Below are 19,612 nucleotides of genomic sequence, written 5' to 3'. Positions count from 1 at the left end.
GTCAGCCGCGGACGACGCCCTCGGCGCGGGCCGCGGCGGCGACCGCGGCGGCCACGGCCTCGGCCACCCGCCGGTCCAGCGGCGAGGGCACGATGTAGTCCGCCCGGACGTCGTCGCCGACCACGTCGGCGATGGCGGTCGCGGCCGCCAGCTTCATGCCCTCGGTGATGCCGGTGGCGCCGGCGTCGATCGCCCCGCGGAAGACACCGGGGAACGCCAGCACGTTGTTGATCTGGTTGGCCAGGTCGCTGCGCCCGGTGGCCACCACCGCGGCGTACCGGGCGGCCATCTCCGGGTCCACCTCGGGCGTGGGGTTGGCCAGGGAGAACACGATGCAGCCCGGCGCCATCGCCGCGATCGCCGACTCCGGCACCGACCCGCCCGACAGCCCCAGGTAGACGTCGGCGCCGACGAGGGCCTCGACCATCGTGCCGGTGCGCCCGGTGGGGTTGGTGTGCTCGACCAGCCACTGCTTGGTCTCGGTGAGGCCCTCGCGGCCGGCGTGCAGCAGGCCTCGGGAGTCCGCGACGGCGATCTCGCCGATGCCGGCCTCGAGCAGGATCTTGGTGCACGCCACCCCCGCGGCGCCCGCCCCGGAGACCACGACCCGCAGGTCCGACAGCGGTCGGCCGACCACCTTCGCCGCGTTGCGCAGCGCAGCCAGGACGACGATCGCCGTCCCGTGCTGGTCGTCGTGCATGACCGGGATGGACAGCCGCTCCTTCAGCCGGGCCTCGACCTCGAAGCAGCGCGGCGCGCTGATGTCCTCCAGGTTGATCCCGCCGAAGGACGGCGCGATCGCCAGCACGGTGTCCACGATCGCGTCGACGTCGGTGGTCGACAGCACGATCGGCACGGAGTCCAGGTCGGCGAACTCGCGGAACAGGCAGGCCTTGCCCTCCATGACCGGCAGCGCGGCGGCCGGGCCGATGTCGCCCAGGCCGAGCACCGCGGTGCCGTCGGACACCACGGCCACCACCCGCGGGGCCCAGGTGAAGCGACGGGCGAGCTCGGGCTCCGCGGCGATGGCGCTGGACACCCGGGCCACACCCGGGGTGTAGGTCAGGGCGAGGTCCTCGATCGACGTGATCGCACCCTTGGTGCGCACCGAGAGCTTGCCGCCCTCGTGCACCGCGAAGGCGGGGTCGTCGGCGAACCGGTCGGTCGAGCCGGGCATGACACTCTCCGTTGAGCTCATGGGACCGGGAGCGTAGAGCAGCGACCCAGGTCACAGCCGGTTCACCGACGCGCAGCGGGCAACCGCCCCGGCCGCGGGCCGACCCGGGCCAGCACCCGGCCCACCACGACCGCCGGCCCGAACGCCCGGCTGTCGTCGGTCACCAGCTCGTTGTCGCCCTCGACCCACCACCCGCCGGGCACCTCGCGGACGCACCGCTTGACCACCAGCAGGCCGGGCCGGGAGGGGAACCGCGCGAGCACCACCTGCCCGGGCCGGGCGGTGGTCGCCCGGGCGGCCAGCAGCCGGTCCCCGTGCCGCACGGTCGGCGACATCGAGGGTCCGGTCACCCGCACCAGGGCCCACCGGGTGGCCAGTGGCGGGACGTCGGTCACCACCGGCCTCCGCTCGACGTGTCCGCGATGATCTGCGCGAGTAGGGTCCCAGACGACCCATCCCACGAGCTACGGAGGAACACCCCATGCGGCTGTTCAGCCTGTTCTCCGCCGTGGAGGCCACCGCGCACTGCGACCTCCCCTGCGGCGTGTACGACCCAGCCCAGGCACGCATCGAGGCCGAGTCGGTCAAGGCCCTGCAGGAGAAGTACCAGGGCAGCGACGACGAGGTGTTCAAGACGCGCGCGCTCATCATCAAGGAGCAGCGGGCCGACCTGGTCAAGCACCACCTGTGGGTGCTGTGGACCGACTACTTCAAGCCCCCGCACTTCGAGAAGTACCCGCAGCTGCACGAGCTGTTCAACAAGGCCACCAAGCAGGCCGGTGCCTCCGGTGCCAAGCAGTCCGTGGACCCCGCCGAGGGCCAGAAGCTGCTGGACTACATCGCCGAGATCGACACGATCTTCTGGGAGACCAAGGCCGCGGCCTGATCCCTGCACGACCGATGCCGGGTCGCCCCACGGGGCGGCCCGGCATCGCCCTTCTCTCCCCCGGACCAGGTGGCCCAGTGAGCTCACGTCTTGACCTGCGCGCCCTGCTGGAGCGGGTCGAGGCCGCGGCCCCGGTGGACGCCGTCATGGTGGTGGCGGCCGAGCTGTCCGCCGCGCTGGGCGCCCGGGCCGTCTCCTTCCTCATCGCCGACTTCTCCGGGCACGCCCTGGTCCGGCTGGGCACGGTCACGCCCGCCGGCACCGCGACCCGCAGGTCGGGCACGGACAGCGCCGACACCGTCCCCCTGGAGGGCAGCGACTACGGCGAGGTGCTGCGCACCCAGCGGGCCGCGGTCGTCGACCTCGACACCGGCAGCCGCGTGCTGGTCCCGGTCACCGACCGCGGCGACGCGCTCGGCGTGCTCGAGCTGGTGCTGCCCGTCGAGCCCGACACCCAGGTGCTCGCCGACGTCGCGGCCGCCGGTCATGCGCTGGCCTACGTGCTGATCGCCAACCGGCGGCACACCGACCTCTTCGAGTGGGGCCAGCGGACGACGCCGTTCTCCCTGGCCGCGGAGATCCAGCGCCGGCTGCTGCCCGCCTCCTTCACCTGCGAGGCCGGGCAGTTCACCGTGTCGGGCTGGCTGGAACCGGCCGCGACCGTGGGCGGCGACACCTTCGACTGGTCGCTGGACCGGCACCAGCTGCGGGTGTCGATCACCGACGCCGTGGGCCACGACGTCGCGGCGTCCCTGCTGGCGACCCTGCTGGTGGGCAGCCTGCGCAACGAGCGCCGGGCGGGTTCGGACCTCCGCACCCAGGCCCGGGTCGCCAGCGAGTCGGTCGAGCGGCACCTGCCGCCGGGGCAGTTCGTCACCGGCCAGGTGCTGGAGGTGGACCTGGCGACGGGCATCGCCCGGATCGTGAACGCCGGGCACCCCCTTCCGCTGCGGCTGCGCGACGGCGTCGTGGAGGAGGTCGAGCTGCTGGTCGACCTCCCCTTCGGGGTCGAGCCCGATCGGGGGTACCGCGTGCAGGAGGTCCAGCTGCTGCCCGGGGACCGCCTCGTCCTCCTCACCGACGGCATGCTCGAGCGCGAGGCCGAGGCCGTCGACATCGGCACCGTGCTGTCCGGCACCGCGGCGATGCACCCCCGGCAGCTGGTGCACGCCCTGGGCGCCGCCGTGGTCGCGTCCTCGGACACCGAGCTCGGCGACGACGCCACCGTGGTCTGCCTGGACTGGTACGGCGGCGAGTCACGCCTCCGGGAGAGCGACAACGGCGCCAGCGCCGGTCACGCCTCCCGGTGAAGCGGACCGCCGGGCCGCGGTCCCGGTAGCCTCGGACCTCGATGCGCATCGACCGGGCCGGCTGGCCCTTCATCACCGTCCCGCTCGCCCCGGCGGTCGCCCTGGGGGTGCTGGGTCGGGTGACCGGTGCGCGCGGCGCGCGGCTGGCGGCCTGGCCACTGGTCGGCCTGTCCGCCTACATGGCGCTGTTCTTCCGGGACCCGCAGCGCAGCTGCGACACCGCCCCCGTCGGCGGCGACGACGTGGTCTCCCCCGCCGACGGCATGGTGATGGTCGCCGGCCCCGCGCAGGAGGGCGTCGCCCCCGAGCCGGCCCCCGAGGGCGGCTGGCAGCAGGTCAGCATCTTCCTGTCGGTGGTCGACGTGCACGTGAACCGGTCGCCCTACCGCGGCACGGTCACCAGCAGCAGCTACACCCCCGGCAGCTTCCTGGCCGCCTACCGGGCCGAGAGCGCGCACCGCAACGAGCGCAGCGAGATCTGGCTGGCCGACGGGGACCGCACCGTGGTCTTCCGGCAGCTCGTCGGCGTGCTCGCCCGCCGCATCGTCACCCGCACCGGCCCGGGCGCGCAGCTGGCCACCGGCGAGCGGATGGGCCTGATGAAGTTCGGCTCGCGGATGGACGTCTTCCTGCCCGCCGACGCCGTGCTGGCGGTCACCAAGGGCCAGCGGGTCCGGGGCGGCGAGACGGTCATCGCCCGCTGGGGCACCTCGAGCGACGGCGGGAGACCGTGACCCGCGAGGGCACGCGGCGGACGCAGACGGTCGAGTTCGTCCGCAGCTCCTCCCGCCGGGGCCGCAGCCGGGCCCGCTCGTGGCTGCCCAGCCTGTTCACGCTGGGCAACATGCTGTGCGGGTTCGCCGCGATCCTGGTGGCCTTCCGCGGCCAGTACGGCCTGGCCTGCGTGCTGATCGGCGCCTCGGTGGTCCTGGACATCGCCGACGGCGCGGTGGCCCGGATCGTCGGCGCCGTCTCCCCCTTCGGCCTGCAGTTCGACTCCCTCGCCGACCTGGTGTCCTTCGGCCTGGCGCCGTCGTTGCTGACCTTCGCGCTGTTCTCCGCCGGCCGTGACGGCTTCGACCCGCTGGGGTGGATCGCCTGCTTCGTGTGGGTGGCCTGCGCGGCGATCCGGCTCGCCCGGTTCAACACCACCGTCGACCCGACGGCCGACAAGCGGTTCTTCGTCGGCCTGCCGAGCCCCGGCGCGGCCGGGGTGGTGATGGCCAGCGTGTTCGCCTTCTCCGACGTCCTGGAGGGCCGCGACCGGCTGTGGGTGCTGCTGGTCGTCCTGGTCCCCGGGCTGCTGATGATCTCCACGATCCGCTGGCGGTCGTTCCGGTCGCTGGTCAGCCCGAAGAGCCGGCGCCCCTACGGTCTGGTCACCGCCGCCGTGCTGATCGCCGTCGGCCTGGCCACGGTACCGGTGCTGACCTTCTGCGTGGTGGCCTACGGCTACCTCCTCTCCCCCCTGCTGGTGCCGGTGGTGTCCCCGCTGGGGCGGCTGGTGCCGGCCCGGGTCAAGGAGCTGCTGTCGTGACGGTGCGACCGGTCGGGCCGGGCGACGTCGACGCCGTCGTCGCCCTGGTCCGCGAGCTCGCCGAGTACGAGCGCAGCCTGGACGAGGCGCGGATGACCTCGGCCCAGCTGCACACCGCCCTGTTCGGCGACTCCCCCGCGCTGTTCGGCCACGTCGCGGTGGACGACGAGGGCACCGTCGTCGGGTTCGCGCTGTGGTTCCTGAGCTTCTCCACCTGGCGCGGCACGCACGGGGTGCACCTGGAGGACCTCTACGTCTCCCCCGCCCAGCGCGGCACCGGCCTGGGCCGCGAGCTGCTGCGCACGCTGGCCGCCCTGTGCGTGGACCGCGGCTACGCCCGGCTGGAGTGGTCGGTGCTGGACTGGAACACCCCCGCCGTGGAGTTCTACCGCGCCGCCGGCGCCCGCCCGCAGGAGGGCTGGTCGGTCTTCCGGCTGACCGACACCGCACTGACCGAGTTCGCCCGGGAGAGGACGACGACGTGAGCGAGCGCAGGCCGAGCGAGTGCTGGCTGACCGACATGGACGGCGTCCTGGTGCACGAGGGCCTGGCCCTGCCCGGTGCCGCGGACTTCCTGCAGCGGCTGGTCGACCGGGAGCGGCGCTTCCTGGTGCTCACCAACAACTCGATCTTCACCCCGCGCGACCTCGCCGCCCGGCTGCAGCGCTCGGGCCTGCACGTGCCCGAGGGAGCCATCTGGACCTCGGCGCTGGCCACGGCGGACTTCCTGGCTGCCCAGCTGCCCGGCGGCTCGGCCTACGTCGTCGGCGAGGCCGGGCTGACCACCGCGCTGCACGAGGCCGGCTACACCATCACCGACACCGAGCCGGACTACGTGGTGCTCGGCGAGACCCGCACGTACAGCTTCGAGGCGATCACCCGGGCCATCCGCCTGGTGGAGGCCGGGGCGCGCTTCATCGCCACCAACCCCGACGTCACCGGCCCCTCGCCCGAGGGCTCGCTGCCGGCCACCGGGTCGGTCGCCGCGCTGATCACCAAGGCCACCGGTGCCGAGCCCTACTTCGTCGGCAAGCCCAACCCGATGATGTTCCGCTCGGCCCTGAACCGGATCGACGGACACTCGGAGTCCACCACGATGATCGGCGACCGGATGGACACCGACATCGTCGCGGGCATCGAGGCCGGCCTGGAGACGGTGCTCGTGCTGACCGGCTCCACCCGGGCCGAGGACGTGTCCCGATTCCCCTTCCGGCCCAGCCGGGTCGTCGACTCCATCGCCGACGTCATCGACCTGGTCTGAGGACGGACCCTCAGCGGTCGGAGTACGCCAGCCGGGCCTCGGGGGTGGCCAGGAACCAGCACACCCCGGCCACGCAGGCGAGCACCGGCAGGCCCAGCAGCGGGCGGTCGGCCTCGAACGCGGTCACGTAGCCCAGCGCGCCCAGCAGCACCTGCAGCACGACCACCGGCCCGCGCGCCCAGCCGGCCACCCGGCGCAGCCCGCCGGCGCCCGCGGCCAGCGCCCCGGCACCCAGCAGCACGTAGACCACCTCGGCCAGCGCCCGGCCGACGCTGTCGGGGTCGCCGGTCAGCGTCAGCCAGAGCACGACGCCGGCCACCACGAGCGTCGCGGCGGCCTCCAGGCCCACCAGCAGCGCCGCCAGGCGCACCGCGCGGGGTGCGGCGTCCGCGGGCGCCCGGGCCGGCCGGGGGGCGGACTCGCGGGCGGTGCCGCCCAGCAGCCGCTCGGTCCACCGCCGGCCACCGGGGTCCTGCCCACCTGCTGCCACGGCCCGAGGCTACGCGGGGCGCCCCGCCCCGCTGGCTACTGTCGGGGTCATGCGCGCGCTCCTGGTGACCAACCCGGCGGCGACGACCACCACCGCGAAGGTCCGCGACGTCCTGGTCCGGGCGCTGTCCAGCGACCTCAAGGTCGACGTCGCCGAGACCACCCACCGGGGCCACGCCCACGAGCTGGGGGCGCAGGCCACCGCGGACGGCGTGGACGTCGTGGTCACCCTCGGGGGCGACGGCACCGTCAACGAGACGGTCAACGGCATGCTCGCCGACGGCCCCGGCGCGCACGTGCCCACCCTCGCCGTCGTCCCGGGCGGGTCGACCAACGTCGTCGCCCGGGCGCTGGGCCGCTCCCGGGACCCGGTGGAGGCCACCGCGGAGATCCTGGAGTCGCTGCGGGCCGGGCGGACCCGCCGGATCTCGCTGGGGACGGCGAGCGCGCAGGTCGCCACCGAGACCGACATCGCGTGGGGACCGGGGTGGACCGCGCCGCGGTGGTTCGTCTTCTCCGCCGGCCTCGGGTTCGACGCCGACGTGATCCGCCGGGTCGAGGAGCAGCGGGCCCGCGGCCGGCGCTCCACCGGCAGCCTGTACGTGCGCGCCGGCACCCGGGCCTTCCTGCTGGGGCCCGACCGCCGCCGCCCATCGATGACGCTGCGGGTCCCGGGCCAGCCGCCGGTGGCCGACCTGTTCCTCTGCCTGGTCGCCAACGTCAACCCGTGGACCTACCTCGGCGCCCGCCCGATCGCGCCGAGCCCCGAGGCCGACTTCGACACCGGGCTGGCGGCGTTCGCGATGGGCCGGGTCGGTGCGGTGTCGATGCTGGGCACGCTGCGCACCGCGATGTCGGACCGCCCGCACGCCGCGGGCCGGCGGGTGCACCGGCGGCACGACCTGGCCGAGCTGGAGGTGACGTCGAGCCGCCCGCAGGAGTGGCAGCTCGACGGTGACCACCTCGGCCCGGCGACGGCCCTGCGGGTGCGCGGCGTCCCCGACGCCCTGGACGTCGTCGTCTGATCCGCACGGCAGCCCACGGTCAGGCTGCTGACAGCTGCGCGGGGTACCCGGTGGCCCGCCGGGGTGGCGGACCTGGTAGTGGCGTGGTGAGGTTGCTCATACGGAGGGATGGCGAGCGGCTGAACTGCTTGACAGCTCCCCGTCGCGTGAAACGATCGACCACGAACGCAACCCGCTGGTAACACCAGCGTGCGATGTGCCGCCGACGGCGATCCAGCCGTCGTCGGCCGACCAGGACCGGCTCACGCCGGCACCGGGGTCCGGGCACACCGTAGACGACACCGAGGAGCACACCGACATGGACTGGCGCCACCGCGCCCTCTGCCGGGACGAGGACCCCGAGCTCTTCTTCCCGATCGGGACGACGGGCCCTGCGGTCACCCAGATCGAGCAGGCCAAGGCTGTGTGCCACCGCTGTCCGGTGGTGCAGTCCTGCCTCGAGTGGGCACTCACCTCCGGCCAGGACTCCGGCGTCTGGGGTGGGCTCTCCGAGGACGAGCGCCGCGCCCTCAAGCGCCGCACCCAGCGCGCCCGCGTCCGCACCTGACCCGACGCGCCCCCGCACCGACCCCGGAGCCGGTCACCACGACGTGGTGACCGGCTCCGTGTGCGTCCGGGGGAAGTACGTCCTCGGCACGCGCGGCTGCAGGGTGCGTCAGCGGCGGGCGCGGCCGGCACCGGGCAGCTCGAGGACCACGAGGGTGCCCGGGCCCTCCGGCGGCGCGCTGATCGCCAGCCGGCCGTGCAGCTCGCTGGTGACCAACGTCGACACGATCTGCAGGCCGAGCCCCCGGCTGGCCGTGGCGTCGAACCCCGGGGGCAGGCCGCGCCCGTCGTCGGCGATCCGGACCACCAGGTCGTGGCCGTCGCGCTCGGCGACCAGCTCGATGCTGCCGGCGGGGCCGTCGACGAAGGCGTGCTCGACCGCGTTGTGCAGCAGCTCGGTCACCGCCAGCACCAGCGGGGTCGCGTTGACCGCGGGCAGCTCGCCGAACCGGCCGGTCCGCCGGATCACCGCCGAGGGACCCACCGACGCCACGTCGCCCAGCATGGGCAGCACCTGGTCGAGCACCTCGTCGACGTCGACGACGTCCTCCCGGCTGCCGGCCAGGGTCTCGTGGACCACCGCGATCGACGCCACCCGGCGGACCGCCTCCAGCAGTGCGTCGCGCGCCGCGGGCTCGGCCACCCGGCGGGCCTGCAGGCGCAGCAGCGCCGCGACGGTCTGCAGGTTGTTCTTCACCCGGTGGTGGATCTCCCGGATGGTCGCGTCCTTGGTCATCAGCGCCCGGTCGCGGCGCCGGACGTCGGTGACGTCGCGGACCAGCACCAGCGCGCCGTGCTCGCCGCCGGGCGCCTGCAGGGGCAGCGCGCGCACCAGCATCGTGGCGGCCTGGCCCTCGACGTCCAGCGGGTCGGGGAACCGGCCGGCCACGGCGGCGGCGATGTGCGCGGCGACCACCTCGCCCACCACCCGGTCGGTCGCCGTCCGGCGGGTCAGCTCGGCCAGGTCGGCCCCGACGACGTCCCCGGTCAGGCCCATCCGCCGGTAGGCCGACAGCGCGTTGGGGCTGGCGTAGACCGCCCGGCCCGCGCCGTCCAGCCGGACCAGGCCGTCGCCCACCCGCGGGCTCATCTCGGCGTCCTCGAGCATGCGGGGCGGGAAGGTGCCCGCGGAGACCATCTGGCCGAGCTCGGCCGCGATGTCCAGGTAGGTCAGCTCCAGCTCCGACGGCGGCCGGGTGGCCGAGATCCGGGTGTCCCGGGCGAGCACCGCGACCACCGCGCCCTCGTGCCGCACGGGCAGCACCTCCCGGCGGCGCGGTGCCGACCCCGACCCGTCGGGCTCCTCGACCACCGACCGGCCGCCCTGGTGCACCTCGACGAAGGAGCCCGCGGCCTCGCCCTGGACCTCGATGCCGACGAGGTCCTCGGGCTGGGTGGTCGGCGCGGTCAGCGGGCGGACCTGGGCCACGCACCACCACGCGCCGCCGGCCAGCGGCACCCAGAGGGTGAGGTCGGCGAAGGACAGGTCGGCGAGCAGCTGCCAGTCGGCCACCAGCCGGCGGGCGTGGTCGGCCTGGGAGGGGCTGACCGCCGGTGCGCGGGAGAGCCGGTCGGACAGGCTGCTGCGCGGCGGCGTCACCTGCGGCCCCGGGCTCAGGCGGTGACGGTGGCGATGAGGTCGCCCTCCTGGAGGACCTCGCCCTCCACCACGTGCAGCTCGGTGACGGTGCCCGCCCGCTCGGTCAGCACCGGGATCTCCATCTTCATGGACTCCAGGATCACCAGCGTGTCACCGGCCGCGACCTCGGCGCCGGGGGCGACCAGCACCTTCCAGACGCTGGAGACCATCTCGGCGTGGATCTCCTCGACCGCCACCGGCGGACCTCCTCGTGCAGCGTGCGGATGTCGGCACCATCCAACCACCCGGTCAGTCCGCCGCCAGGTGGTGCAGGACCTGGCACACCGCCGCCCCGTCGTGCGGCACGCCGGTCTCGGGCAGCCCGGTGAGGACGTCGGCCACCCGGCCCGCCGCGGTCCGGGTGTCCGGTCCGCCGGCGCTCACCGTGGCCAGCAGGGCGTCGTACCAGCCGTCCACCCGGTCGCCGGGGGCGTAGCCGCCCACCGCCACCACCTCGGCGTCGACCGGGCCGGGCAGGTCGGGCAGCCGGCCGGTGACCCGCCCGGCCACCCCGGGCGGCAACGTGGCCCGCAGCTGGGCGACCACGGCCGGCCGCGGCGGGGTGCTGGTACCGGCCCGCAGCCGACCGGTCGCGCAGCGCAGCGCGAGGTCGACGGCGTCCACGCCGTGCGCCCGCTCCAGGACTGCGAGGTCCAGGGAGAAGCCCGCGGACACCTCGGCCAGCGCGCCGTCGGGGTCGATGCCCACCGTGACCAGGCCCCGCCAGCCCACCTCGGCCAGCCGCCGGGCCGCGCGCGGCAGGTCGGGGGCACCGGCGGCCGGCCAGCCCACCGGCGTCCAGGACACCCGGGCGGTGCCGGCGTCCCGGTCGCGGCGGACGGGGGTCACGTACCGCAGGCCCTCGGCGGTGACGACGGCCAGGAAGCCCTGCTCGCTGGCCGGCTCGGCGCCGTCCCCGCCCAGCCGCTCGAGGACGGCGGCGGACGGGCCGACCCAGGTCAGCCCGGCGGCGACCACGGCCGACGCCAGCTCGACGTTGCCGGCCAGCGCCGGCGGGACGGGCAGCACCGCGTCCACCCCGCTGCGGCGGGCGGCCTCCACCAGCCGCGGGACCGACAGGTAGGACTCCGCCGCCGGCGCGGGCCCCAGCCACACCGCGTCGTCGGCCAGCCGCACGTGCCGGGCGTCGCGCTCGCTGGCCGAGTGCACGGCCACCGTCTTGACCCCGAGCGCCTCCGCGGCCCGGATGACGGCGCACGCCATCGGCCCCCGCCCCGCCACCAGGACGCTCCCGATGCCCGTCCCGCCGGTGTCCGCCACAGCGCGCCCCCTCGTCCTGCGTCGACCTGCCCGCCGGGGGACGGATCCCCCGTGCTCCCCCGGTCCATGCCCCGACCTGGGTCCCGCACACCCTGGACCACTGCTCGTCGGTGCGCCGTCCGGCGCGCGGGCCGGCAGCCCGACCAGGGCTCGTGAGACCCTGGACGGCCGGAGCCCGAGGACCTCGGGACCCCCGCGAGGAGAGGAGGGCAGCGATGTCCAAGCGTGGACGCAAGCGGCGCGCCCGCAAGAAGAGCGGCGCCAACCACGGCAAGCGGCCCAACGCCTAGGTGCGGTCGCAGAGAGGGCCCGGACGACGACGTCGTCCGGGCCCTCTGTCGTGCGGGATGCGCTGGTGCTACCGCTCCGTGGTGCGGTCGACCGTGACCTGCTCGACGGTGACCGTGGTGCCGTTCTCCTCGAACGACACCTGGGTCAGCTGCATCTTGATCCGGTCCTTGAGCCCCATCGGCGTGGGGTCACCGCCGCAGCGGTTGCGCACCAGGGCCTTGAACTCCTGCTCGATGCCGAACTCGCGCAGGCACGGCGAGCAGTCCTCGAGGTGCTCGGCGATGACCGCGCGCCGGGCGTCGCCGGTCTCGTGGTCCAGGAACTCGAAGACGTGGGTGAGCACGTCGTCGCAGCTGGTGATCTCGCTGTCGCTCACGATGCCGATCCCTCCTCGAACGCCCCCGCCCGGGCGAACCCGCGCTCGCGGGCGTAGCCGGCCAGCAGCTTCTGCAGCCCGCGTCGTCCGCGGTGCAGCCGGGACATCACCGTGCCGATGGGCGTGCCCATGATCTCGGCGATCTCCTTGTAGGCGAACCCCTCGACGTCGGCCAGGTAGACGGCCAGCCGGAAGTCCTCCGGCAGCTGCTGGAGGGCGTCCTTGATGTCGGTGTCGGGGAGGTGGTCCAGCGCCTCCATCTCCGCCGACCGCAGACCGCTGGAGCTGTGCTCCTCGGCGGCGAACAGCTGCCAGTCCTGCACCTGGTCGGTGGGGTACTGCTGCGGCTGCCGCTGCTTCTTGCGGTAGTTGTTGATGTAGGTGTTGGTCAGGATCCGGTACAGCCAGGCCTTGAGGTTCGTGCCCTCGGCGAACTGGTGGAACGCGGAGTAGGCCTTCACGAAGGCCTCCTGCACCAGGTCTTCGGCGTCGGCCGGGTTCCGGGTCATCCGCAGGGCCGCCGGGTACAGCTGGTCCAGGAAGGGCAGGGCGTCGCGCTCGAAGCGGGCGTCGCGCTGGGTCCGGGTCTCGGTCTGCTCGCTGCGGCTGCCGTCGGCCCGCGCCTCGGGGGTCTCGGCCACCACCGGCACCGCGGGCACCGCCGCGGTCGTGTCTTCCGTGCTCTCGTCGGGCACCGGCCGTCCTCTCTGCGGCGCCCGCAGACGGGACACCACGTCGGACGATCCTAGCCGGGCGGCCACCGGTCGGCCGGGCGGTCGACGGGTGACGACGACGTCCGGGGACGTCGCGGGCCGTCGGGCCCGGGTCGGTGCGGAGGAGCTGGTCACGCCCTCTACAAGACCCCCGCCCGCTGCGGCATTCCCCCTCCCTAGGGTGTCCGGTCATGGCGGCGACCCCTGCGGTGCGGGTGCTGGTCCAGGCCCGGGTGGCCCACGTCCTGCACACCTACGACCCCGACGACCACCCCGACGGCGTCGGTTTCGGGGAGGCGGCGGTCGCGGCGCTGGGGTCGGACCCGGCGCAGGTCTTCAAGACCCTGGTGGCCCGGGTGGACGGCGCGCTGACCGTGGCGGTGGTCCCGGTCGCGGGCCAGCTGGACCTCAAGGCGCTGGCCGCCGCGGTGGGCGGCCGGAAGGCGGCGATGGCCGACCCGGCCGACGCCGAGCGCAGCAGCGGCTACGTCCGCGGGGGCATCAGCCCGCTGGGCCAGCGCAGGGCGCTGCCCACCGTCGTGGACTCCTCCGCGCTCGGGTTCGCCACCGTGCTGGTCAGCGGCGGCCGGCGGGGGCTGCAGGTCGAGCTGTCCCCCGCCGACCTGGTGGCGCTGACCCGGGCGACCACCGCCGACGTCGGCCGCTGAGCCGGTCGGCCGTGGGCCGTCAGCCGTAGGGCGTCAGCAGCTGGTCGACCGGCGCGAAGTCGTCGCTGAGCACCGGGGCGTCGCCGACGAAGGCGGCCAGGTCGGCGCCGGTGACCACCTGCCAGGGCAGCGCCCGGCCGGCCAGCGCCGCCGCGATCGCCTCGGTGTCCAGCGGGCTCCGCGAGGCCACCGCGACCACGTTGCCGCCGTCCTGCCCGGCCACGACCGGTGCCCGGGCGAGCAAGGCGACGTGCGGGAAGACCTCGGCCATCGTGGCCAGCTCGGCCCGCAGGAAGGACAGCGGGCCGTGGTCGATGAGGTTCACCGCGTAGACGCCGTCGTCGGCCAGGGCGGTGTCGACCAGCTGCAGGGCCTCGACGGTGGTCAGCTGCCAGGGCACGGCGAGCCCGCCGAAGGCGTCGCCGACGACCAGGTCCCGGGTGCCGGGCGACTCCTGGGTCAGCCCGGTCCGGGCGTCGCCGACGTCGACCCGCAGCTGCGCCGAGGTCTCCAGGCCCAGCTCGTCCCGGTCGACGGCCAGCACGCCGGCGTCGACCTCCAGGACCCGGCTGGTGGTGCCGGGCCGGACCTCGGCCAGGTAGCGGGGCAGAGTCAGCCCTCCCCCGCCGATGTGCAGCGCGGACAGCGCCTCACCCGGCCGGCCCAGGGTGTCGGTGACCGACGCGACCGCGCGGACGTAGCCGAACTCCAGGTGGGTGGGGTCGTCGAGGTCGACGTAGGAGTGCCGCAGGGTGTCCAGGACGAGGGTCCGGCCGCCGTCGCGGTAGGGGTCGGCCACCACCCGGGCGCAGTGGTACGTCGTCTCGACCTGGCACGGCTGCGGGGCCACCACGGCCAGCCCGGTGCCGGCCAGCGTGGCCACCAGCAGCGCGCCGGGCAGCCGGGCGGCGACGGCGCTGCGCCGCAGCACCACCCACAGGCCCACCCCGGTCGCCACCACCACCAGGCCGGTGCCGACCAGGATCACGCTGGTCGGCAGGACCGCCACCAGGACGAACCCGGTGCCGAAGGTGGCCGCGATGCCGCCCAGCGTGCCGATGCCCGACAGCCGCCCGACCACCGTGCCGGTCTCGCGCAGGCTGCCCAGCTGCAGGGCGACCACCATCGGCGGCACCGCCGACAGCAGCGCGGCCGGGAGCACGACGGCGACCGCGGCCAGCAGCAGCACGTTCCCGGCCGCGGCCCCGGACAGCAGCGCGCCGGCGAACCGGACCACCGGCACGACCGCGACCACGAGAGCTCCGCCGGCGACCAGCAGCGGGGCCAGCAGCCCGCGGGGGTCCCGCCGGTCGGCGACCGCTCCCCCGGCCCAGGCCCCCACCGCGATGGCGGCGAGGGCGAACCCGATCACCGCGGTGTTGGTCTGCAGGGTGATGCCCACGTAGGGCGCGATCAGCCGCAGCCCGGCGATCTCGAGCACGAGCACCGCGCCCGACGCCAGGAACGTGACGGCAGCCGCGACCCAGCCCGGCAGCGCGCGGGAGCCGGGCACGACGACGTCCGCGCCGGGGTCCCCGGCGCCGGCTGCGGCGGTCACCTCAGAACAGCGCCGGCTGGTCGGCGGGCTCGGCCACCGACTCCTGGCGGGCGGTGAGCTGCTCGCCGCCGTTGGCCACGTTGCCCACGGCGGGGCCCACCGGGCGGATCTCCAGGCCCTCGACCACCTCGGGCGGGGTCGGTGCGGCCAGGGTCTCGACGTCCTCCCGGTCCAGGTCCAGCCAGTCGGCCCAGCGGTCGCGCGGCAGCACCAGCGGCATCCGGTCGTGGATGTCGGCCAGCGCCCCGACGGCCGGGGCGGTGACCACGGTGCAGCTGTAGAGCCGGTCGTCCCCCCGGCCCCAGACCTCCCAGAGCCCGGCGAGGGCCAGCTCCGAGCCGTCCTGCGGGGTCACGTACCAGGGCTGCTTGCCCGGCGCGTGCGGCTTCGGGGACCACTCGTACCAGCCGTCGGCGGGCACCAGGCAGCGCCGCGAGCGGGCGGCCTTGCTGAACGCCGGCTTGCTGGTCAGCGACTCGACCCGGGCGTTGAGCATCCGGTTGCCCACCGAGACGTCCTTGGCCCAGGAGGGCACCAGGCCCCAGCGGACCACCCGGAGCTCACGGTGGCTGGCCCCGGTGGGCGCGCCTTCCGCGTCCCTCTCGCGGGCCTGCCGGACGACGTAGACGTCCTTGGTCGGCGCGACGTTGTAGTCCGCGGCCAGCGGCGGCTGGCCCGGGGCCGGGACCGCCTCGAACTCCGCCGCCAGGTCCTCCGGACGGCGGCTGGATGCATAGCGCCCGCACACGGTGGCCTCCCCTGCTCCGCACTGCTCCGACGACTCGACCCGACTGTAGGGCCGGGGTCCGACACCGACGACCTGCCGCTGTGGACAGCGGGATCCGGTGGACGACGTCGGAGTGCCGTCGGCCCGGGCGGGTAGGACAGACCCGACCCACCAGCGACGAGAGGCACGACGACGTGACGAGCACGCAGGACAGCGCGAAGACCGACAGCGGCACCACCGACCGGGCCTACGCCACGGTCAACCCCTTCACCGGCGAGACCGAGCGCGAGTTCGACTCCCTGCCCAGCGACCAGGTGACCGCCGTGGTCGACCGGGCGCACACCGCGTACCTGGACTGGCGCGGGCGCTCGGTGGCCGAGCGGGCCGCGGTGGTCGGCCGGGCCGCGGACCTGATGCTCGAGCGCACCGACGCGTTCGCCGCCCTGATCACCAAGGAGATGGGCAAGCGCATCCAGGAGGCCGCCGGGGAGGTGCAGCTGGCCGCCAGCATCCTGCGCTACTACGCCGACAAGGCCGAGCAGTTCCTGGCCCCGCGCACCATCGAGGTGATGAAGGGCGAGGCCGTCGTCGTCAACGAGCCGACCGGCGTGCTGTTCGCCATCGAGCCGTGGAACTACCCGCTGTACCAGGTGGTCCGGGTGGCCGGCCCGAACCTGACGCTGGGCAACACCATCGTCCTCAAGCACGCCGAGCTCAACCCGCAGTGCGCCCTGGCCCTGGAGGAGCTCTTCCGCGACGCCGGGGCACCCGAGGGCGTGTACACCAACGTCTTCCTCAAGATCTCCGACACCGAGCAGGTGATCAGCCACCCGGCCGTGCAGGGCGTGACCCTGACCGGCAGCGAGAAGGCCGGCTCCTCGGTCGCCTCGCTGGCCGGCAAGCACCTGAAGAAGTCGGTCCTGGAGCTCGGCGGCAGCGACCCGTTCGTCGTCCTGGACAGCCCCGACCTGGCCCGCACGGTCAAGGCCGCCACGATGGGCCGGATGGCCAACACCGGCCAGGCCTGCATCGCCGCCAAGCGGATCATCGTGGTCGAGGACGTGTACGACGACTTCGTGGCCGGCATGCAGCAGGCCTTCGGCTCGTTCACCCCCGGCGACCCCGCGGACCCGGCCACCACGCTGGGCCCGCTGTCGACCGAGAAGGCCGCGCAGGACCTGCACGCCCAGATCCAGGACGCGGTGGACAAGGGCGCCACCGTGCTGGCCGGCGGTGGCCGCCCCGACCGCCCCGGTGCGTTCGTCGAGGCCACGCTGCTGGCCGACGTCACCCCGGACATGCGGGCCTACTCCGAGGAGCTCTTCGGCCCGGCCGCGGTGCTCTACAAGGTCGCCGACGCCGACGAGGCCGTGCGGCTGGCCAACGACAGCAGCTACGGGCTGTCCGCGGTGGTCTACAGCGGTGACGCCGACAAGGCCCGCGAGGTGGCCGACCGGCTGGAGTCCGGGATGGTCTGGATCAACCAGCCGTCCGGGTCCTCGCCCGAGCTGCCCTTCGGCGGCGTGAAGCGCTCGGGCTACGGCCGTGAGCTCTCCGAGCTGGGCATGTTCGAGTTCGCCAACCGGCGTCTGGTGCGCACGATGCCCGCGGCCAAGGCCAGCGCGCCCGCGGCCCCGGTCGTCGGGTGACCCCCGGGCAGGGGACGGCGGCCGGGCGCCACCGGTGCGGGTGCAGGGCAGGATGACCGGCATGGACAGCTGGTCGACGCCCCTCGCCCCCCCGACGGTCGACGTCGTCGTCTCCCTGCCCGGCTCCAAGTCGATCACCGCCCGGGCCCTGGTCCTGGCCGCGGTCGCCGACGGCCCGTCGCGGCTGGTCCGGCCGCTGAGGGCCCGCGACACCGACCTGATGGCGGCGGGGCTGCGCGCCCTGGGCGTCGGGGTGACCGAGGACGGCGACGACTGGCTGGTCGTCCCGGGCCCGCTGCGCGGCCCGGCGACGGTCGACGCCGGGCTGGCCGGGACCGTGCTGCGCTTCCTGCCGCCGGTCGCGGCGCTGGCCGACGGGCCGGTCACCCTGGACGGCGACGAGCGGCTGCGCGAGCGCCCCAACGCCGGGCTGATCGAGGGCCTGCGCGGCTGCGGGGTCACCGTCGACGACGGCGGTCGTGGCCGGGCGCCGTTCACCGTGCACGGCACCGGGGCGGTGCGCGGCGGCACGGTCACCGTCGACGCCAGCGAGTCCAGCCAGGTGGTGTCGGGCCTGCTGCTGGCCGCGGCCCGGTTCACCGACGGCCTGGACCTGCGGCTGGCCGGCGGCGTGCCGTCCATGCCGCACGTGCAGATGACCGTGGAGACCCTGGCCGAGCACGGGGTGCTGGTGCAGCGCACCGACACCGGCTGGCGGGTGCACCCGGGGCCGGTGGCCGCGGTGGACCGGGTGGTCGAGCCCGACCTGTCCAACGCCGCCCCGTTCCTGGCCGCCGCGCTGGTCACCGGTGGGCGGGTCACCGTCCGCGACTGGCCGCTGCGCACCACCCAGCCCGGCGCCCAGCTCGAGCAGCTGCTGGTCGTCATGGGCGCGGACGTGCAGCGCACGGCCGACGGCCTGCAGGTCACCGGCGGGGAGACCGTGCGGCCGCTGGTCGCCGACCTGGGCGAGGTCGGCGAGCTGACGCCGGTGCTGGCCGCGCTGTGCGCGCTGGCCGACGGCCCGTCCCGGCTGACCGGCATCGCGCACCTGCGCGGGCACGAGACCGACCGGCTGCAGGCGCTCGACGAGGTGCTGACCGCGGTCGGCGCCACGGTCACCCAGCTGCCCGACGGCCTGGAGATCACCCCCGGTCCGCTCCGCGCGGCCGAGCTGGACTCCTACGCCGACCACCGGATGGTCATGGCCGCCGCGGTGCTCGGCCTGGCCGTCGAGGGCGTGGTCGTCCGGGACCCCGGCGCGGTCGCCAAGACGCTGCCCGACTTCACCGACCGGTGGGCGCAGCTGCTGGCCCCCGGCGTCGGTGCGATGGGCTGAGCAGGTGTCCGGTCGCACGTTCGACAGCCGCTCCGACGAGGACGACGTCCGGGTCCGCCCGGGCCGGCGGGGCTCCCGGCCCCGCACTCGCACCAGGCCCAGCCACGACGACGCCGTCCCCGGGCTGGTGGTCGGGGTCGACCGCGGCCGGATGACCGTACGGGTCGAGGACCCGGGCGGCGGCCACGTCGAGGTCACCGCCATGCGGGCCCGGGAGCTGGGCAAGCACGGCGTGGTCACCGGCGACCGGGTCCGCCTGGTCGGGGACACCAGCGGCCGCACCGACACCCTCGCCCGGATCGTGGTCATCGAGCCGCGGGCCACCACGCTGCGCCGCACGGCCGACGACACCGACCCCACCGAGCGGGTCGTCGTGGCCAACGCCGAGCAGCTGGTGGTCGTCACCGCGATCACCGACCCCGAGCCGCACGTCGGCTTCCTGGACCGCTGTCTGGTGGCTGCCTTCTCCGGCGGGCTGACCCCGCTGCTGTGCCTGACCAAGGCCGACCTGGGCAGCCCCGACGAGCTGCTGGCCAGGTACGCCGGGCTGGAGGTCGAGGCGATCGCGGTCAGCCGGGACACCGACCTCGACGAGCTCCAGCCCCGGCTGGACGGCCGGATCTCGGTGTTCGTCGGCCAGTCCGGGGTCGGCAAGTCCACCCTGGTCAACCGGCTGGTGCCCGACGCCTACCGGGCCACCGGCGGGGTGAGCAAGGTCGGCAAGGGCCGGCACACGTCGTCCTCGGCGGTGCTGCTCGACCTGCCCGGCGGCGGGATGGTCATCGACACCCCGGGCATCCGCAGCTTCGGGCTGGCCGACACCGACCCGGCCGACGTGCTGGCCGCCTTCGACGACCTGGCCGCGGTGGCCCGGGACTGCCCGCCGCTGTGCGCGCACACCGCCGAGGACCCCGACTGCGCGCTGGACGACTGGGCCGCCGAGGGCCCGCCGGCCCGCGGCGAGCGGCTGGCCAGCTTCCGGCGGCTGGTCGCGGCGGTCACCCAGACGCCGAACTGGTGACCCCCGCCCACCGGGAGATCACCCCGGCGGGCGAGAAAACGACCGTTGCCGTTCCGTAGGCCTCAACCGCACGGTGACCGTGCCGATGACCACGGCGTGCCGAGTCTCCTGCCGAGCCC

Annotated in this window: 23 protein-coding genes; 13 read left to right on the top strand and 10 right to left on the bottom strand. The window is 75.0% G+C overall.

Going from position 1 to position 19,612, the window contains the following annotated elements; translation table 11 throughout:
• Window position 1 precedes the first annotated feature (1 nt).
• Together UXQ13_RS07190 and UXQ13_RS07185 are read right to left on the bottom strand one after the other, a co-directional pair.
• On the bottom strand, window positions 2-1,177 hold the full coding sequence (locus UXQ13_RS07190; protein WP_336392080.1) for an NAD(P)-dependent malic enzyme: 1,176 nt from the start codon (window positions 1,175-1,177) through the stop codon (window positions 2-4).
• 62 nt (window positions 1,178-1,239) lie between these two features.
• A complete protein-coding gene (locus tag UXQ13_RS07185) occupies window positions 1,240-1,572 on the bottom strand; it encodes a S26 family signal peptidase (RefSeq protein ID WP_336392079.1) in 333 nt (110 codons plus the stop codon).
• A gap of 86 nt (window positions 1,573-1,658) precedes the next feature.
• Here UXQ13_RS07185 and sodN point away from each other — a divergent pair, with 86 nt between their 5' ends.
• The 6 genes from sodN to UXQ13_RS07155 all read left to right on the top strand — a co-directional run bounded on the left by sodN (window position 1,659) and on the right by UXQ13_RS07155 (window position 6,171).
• Window positions 1,659-2,063 (top strand): superoxide dismutase, Ni, encoded by a 405-nt coding sequence (sodN, locus tag UXQ13_RS07180; protein ID WP_091242375.1) that lies wholly within the window; start codon window positions 1,659-1,661, stop codon window positions 2,061-2,063.
• A 77-nt stretch (window positions 2,064-2,140) separates the two neighbouring features.
• Entirely contained in the window at window positions 2,141-3,373 is a 1,233-nt protein-coding gene (locus tag UXQ13_RS07175; RefSeq protein WP_336392078.1) for a PP2C family protein-serine/threonine phosphatase, read from the top strand.
• Between the two features lie 41 nt (window positions 3,374-3,414).
• Window positions 3,415-4,107, top strand: a complete 693-nt coding sequence (locus tag UXQ13_RS07170) for a phosphatidylserine decarboxylase (RefSeq protein ID WP_225234779.1) — start codon at window positions 3,415-3,417, stop codon at window positions 4,105-4,107.
• The gene (pssA, locus tag UXQ13_RS07165; RefSeq protein ID WP_336392077.1) at window positions 4,104-4,910 is read left to right on the top strand and encodes a CDP-diacylglycerol--serine O-phosphatidyltransferase; all 807 of its coding nucleotides are present in this window, start codon (window positions 4,104-4,106) and stop codon (window positions 4,908-4,910) included. The genes UXQ13_RS07170 and pssA overlap by 4 nt, the downstream gene beginning before the upstream one ends.
• Window positions 4,907-5,395, top strand: a complete 489-nt coding sequence (locus tag UXQ13_RS07160) for a GNAT family N-acetyltransferase (RefSeq protein WP_336392076.1) — start codon at window positions 4,907-4,909, stop codon at window positions 5,393-5,395. Before pssA ends, UXQ13_RS07160 begins: the two co-directional genes overlap by 4 nt.
• Complete coding sequence (locus UXQ13_RS07155; RefSeq protein WP_225234776.1) at window positions 5,392-6,171, top strand: HAD-IIA family hydrolase; 780 nt, start codon at window positions 5,392-5,394, stop codon at window positions 6,169-6,171. Before UXQ13_RS07160 ends, UXQ13_RS07155 begins: the two co-directional genes overlap by 4 nt.
• Before the next feature lie 10 nt (window positions 6,172-6,181).
• Here the strand turns inward: UXQ13_RS07155 and UXQ13_RS07150 are convergent, their stop codons facing one another.
• A complete protein-coding gene (locus UXQ13_RS07150) occupies window positions 6,182-6,661 on the bottom strand; it encodes a hypothetical protein (RefSeq protein WP_336392075.1) in 480 nt (159 codons plus the stop codon).
• A gap of 49 nt (window positions 6,662-6,710) precedes the next feature.
• On the opposite strand from UXQ13_RS07150, the gene UXQ13_RS07145 reads away from it, so the two are divergent.
• Both UXQ13_RS07145 and UXQ13_RS07140 read left to right on the top strand, forming a co-directional pair.
• Entirely contained in the window at window positions 6,711-7,685 is a 975-nt protein-coding gene (locus tag UXQ13_RS07145) for a diacylglycerol/lipid kinase family protein (RefSeq protein ID WP_336392074.1), read from the top strand.
• 196 nt (window positions 7,686-7,881) lie between these two features.
• Window positions 7,882-8,232: a WhiB family transcriptional regulator gene (locus UXQ13_RS07140; protein WP_455428559.1), complete on the top strand. Its 351-nt coding sequence runs from the start codon at window positions 7,882-7,884 to the stop codon at window positions 8,230-8,232.
• Window positions 8,233-8,340: 108 nt separating this feature from the next.
• On the opposite strand, the gene UXQ13_RS07135 is transcribed toward UXQ13_RS07140, so the two are convergent.
• Genes UXQ13_RS07135 through UXQ13_RS07125 form a run of 3 tightly spaced genes read right to left on the bottom strand, consistent with a single transcriptional unit; the run spans window position 8,341 to window position 11,151 of the window.
• Window positions 8,341-9,831 carry a sensor histidine kinase gene (locus tag UXQ13_RS07135; protein WP_336392073.1) on the bottom strand — a complete coding sequence of 497 codons (1,491 nt, stop codon included), beginning with the start codon at window positions 9,829-9,831 and terminating at the stop codon, window positions 8,341-8,343.
• 14 nt (window positions 9,832-9,845) lie between these two features.
• A complete protein-coding gene (locus tag UXQ13_RS07130; RefSeq protein ID WP_091242349.1) occupies window positions 9,846-10,067 on the bottom strand; it encodes a biotin/lipoyl-binding carrier protein in 222 nt (73 codons plus the stop codon).
• Window positions 10,068-10,119: 52 nt separating this feature from the next.
• A complete protein-coding gene (locus UXQ13_RS07125) occupies window positions 10,120-11,151 on the bottom strand; it encodes a biotin carboxylase N-terminal domain-containing protein (protein ID WP_336392072.1) in 1,032 nt (343 codons plus the stop codon).
• 215 nt (window positions 11,152-11,366) lie between these two features.
• On the opposite strand from UXQ13_RS07125, the gene UXQ13_RS23615 reads away from it, so the two are divergent.
• On the top strand, window positions 11,367-11,441 hold the full coding sequence (locus UXQ13_RS23615) for a 50S ribosomal protein bL37 (protein WP_014742531.1): 75 nt from the start codon (window positions 11,367-11,369) through the stop codon (window positions 11,439-11,441).
• Window positions 11,442-11,509: 68 nt separating this feature from the next.
• Here the strand turns inward: UXQ13_RS23615 and rsrA are convergent, their stop codons facing one another.
• Both rsrA and UXQ13_RS07115 read right to left on the bottom strand, forming a co-directional pair.
• On the bottom strand, window positions 11,510-11,818 hold the full coding sequence (gene rsrA / locus UXQ13_RS07120; protein WP_225234771.1) for a mycothiol system anti-sigma-R factor: 309 nt from the start codon (window positions 11,816-11,818) through the stop codon (window positions 11,510-11,512).
• Entirely contained in the window at window positions 11,815-12,513 is a 699-nt protein-coding gene (locus UXQ13_RS07115) for a sigma-70 family RNA polymerase sigma factor (protein ID WP_336392071.1), read from the bottom strand. The genes rsrA and UXQ13_RS07115 overlap by 4 nt, the downstream gene beginning before the upstream one ends.
• Window positions 12,514-12,722: 209 nt before the next feature.
• Between UXQ13_RS07115 and ybaK the strand changes: the two genes are divergently transcribed.
• The gene (gene ybaK, locus UXQ13_RS07110) at window positions 12,723-13,199 is read left to right on the top strand and encodes a Cys-tRNA(Pro) deacylase (protein WP_336392070.1); all 477 of its coding nucleotides are present in this window, start codon (window positions 12,723-12,725) and stop codon (window positions 13,197-13,199) included.
• A 19-nt stretch (window positions 13,200-13,218) separates the two neighbouring features.
• Here ybaK and UXQ13_RS07105 read toward each other — a convergent pair whose 3' ends face one another.
• Both UXQ13_RS07105 and UXQ13_RS07100 read right to left on the bottom strand, forming a co-directional pair.
• Complete coding sequence (locus UXQ13_RS07105; RefSeq protein WP_336392069.1) at window positions 13,219-14,757, bottom strand: fused MFS/spermidine synthase; 1,539 nt, start codon at window positions 14,755-14,757, stop codon at window positions 13,219-13,221.
• A 1-nt stretch (window position 14,758) separates the two neighbouring features.
• Window positions 14,759-15,505 carry an SOS response-associated peptidase gene (locus UXQ13_RS07100; protein WP_336392068.1) on the bottom strand — a complete coding sequence of 249 codons (747 nt, stop codon included), beginning with the start codon at window positions 15,503-15,505 and terminating at the stop codon, window positions 14,759-14,761.
• Between the two features lie 173 nt (window positions 15,506-15,678).
• Here UXQ13_RS07100 and UXQ13_RS07095 point away from each other — a divergent pair, with 173 nt between their 5' ends.
• The 3 genes from UXQ13_RS07095 (at window position 15,679) to rsgA (ending at window position 19,493) form a co-directional block, all read left to right on the top strand.
• The gene (locus UXQ13_RS07095) at window positions 15,679-17,133 is read left to right on the top strand and encodes an NAD-dependent succinate-semialdehyde dehydrogenase (protein ID WP_225234767.1); all 1,455 of its coding nucleotides are present in this window, start codon (window positions 15,679-15,681) and stop codon (window positions 17,131-17,133) included.
• 61 nt (window positions 17,134-17,194) lie between these two features.
• Window positions 17,195-18,472 carry a 3-phosphoshikimate 1-carboxyvinyltransferase gene (gene aroA, locus UXQ13_RS07090; protein WP_225234766.1) on the top strand — a complete coding sequence of 426 codons (1,278 nt, stop codon included), beginning with the start codon at window positions 17,195-17,197 and terminating at the stop codon, window positions 18,470-18,472.
• 4 nt (window positions 18,473-18,476) lie between these two features.
• Window positions 18,477-19,493 (top strand): ribosome small subunit-dependent GTPase A, encoded by a 1,017-nt coding sequence (gene rsgA, locus UXQ13_RS07085; protein ID WP_225234765.1) that lies wholly within the window; start codon window positions 18,477-18,479, stop codon window positions 19,491-19,493.
• The last annotated feature ends 119 nt before the right edge of the window (window positions 19,494-19,612 follow it).

Origin of the sequence: Klenkia terrae (assembly GCF_037083865.1) — a bacterium.
Lineage (GTDB): Bacteria > Actinomycetota > Actinomycetes > Mycobacteriales > Geodermatophilaceae > Klenkia > Klenkia terrae.
This window is presented reverse-complemented; position numbering and strand designations above follow the sequence as displayed.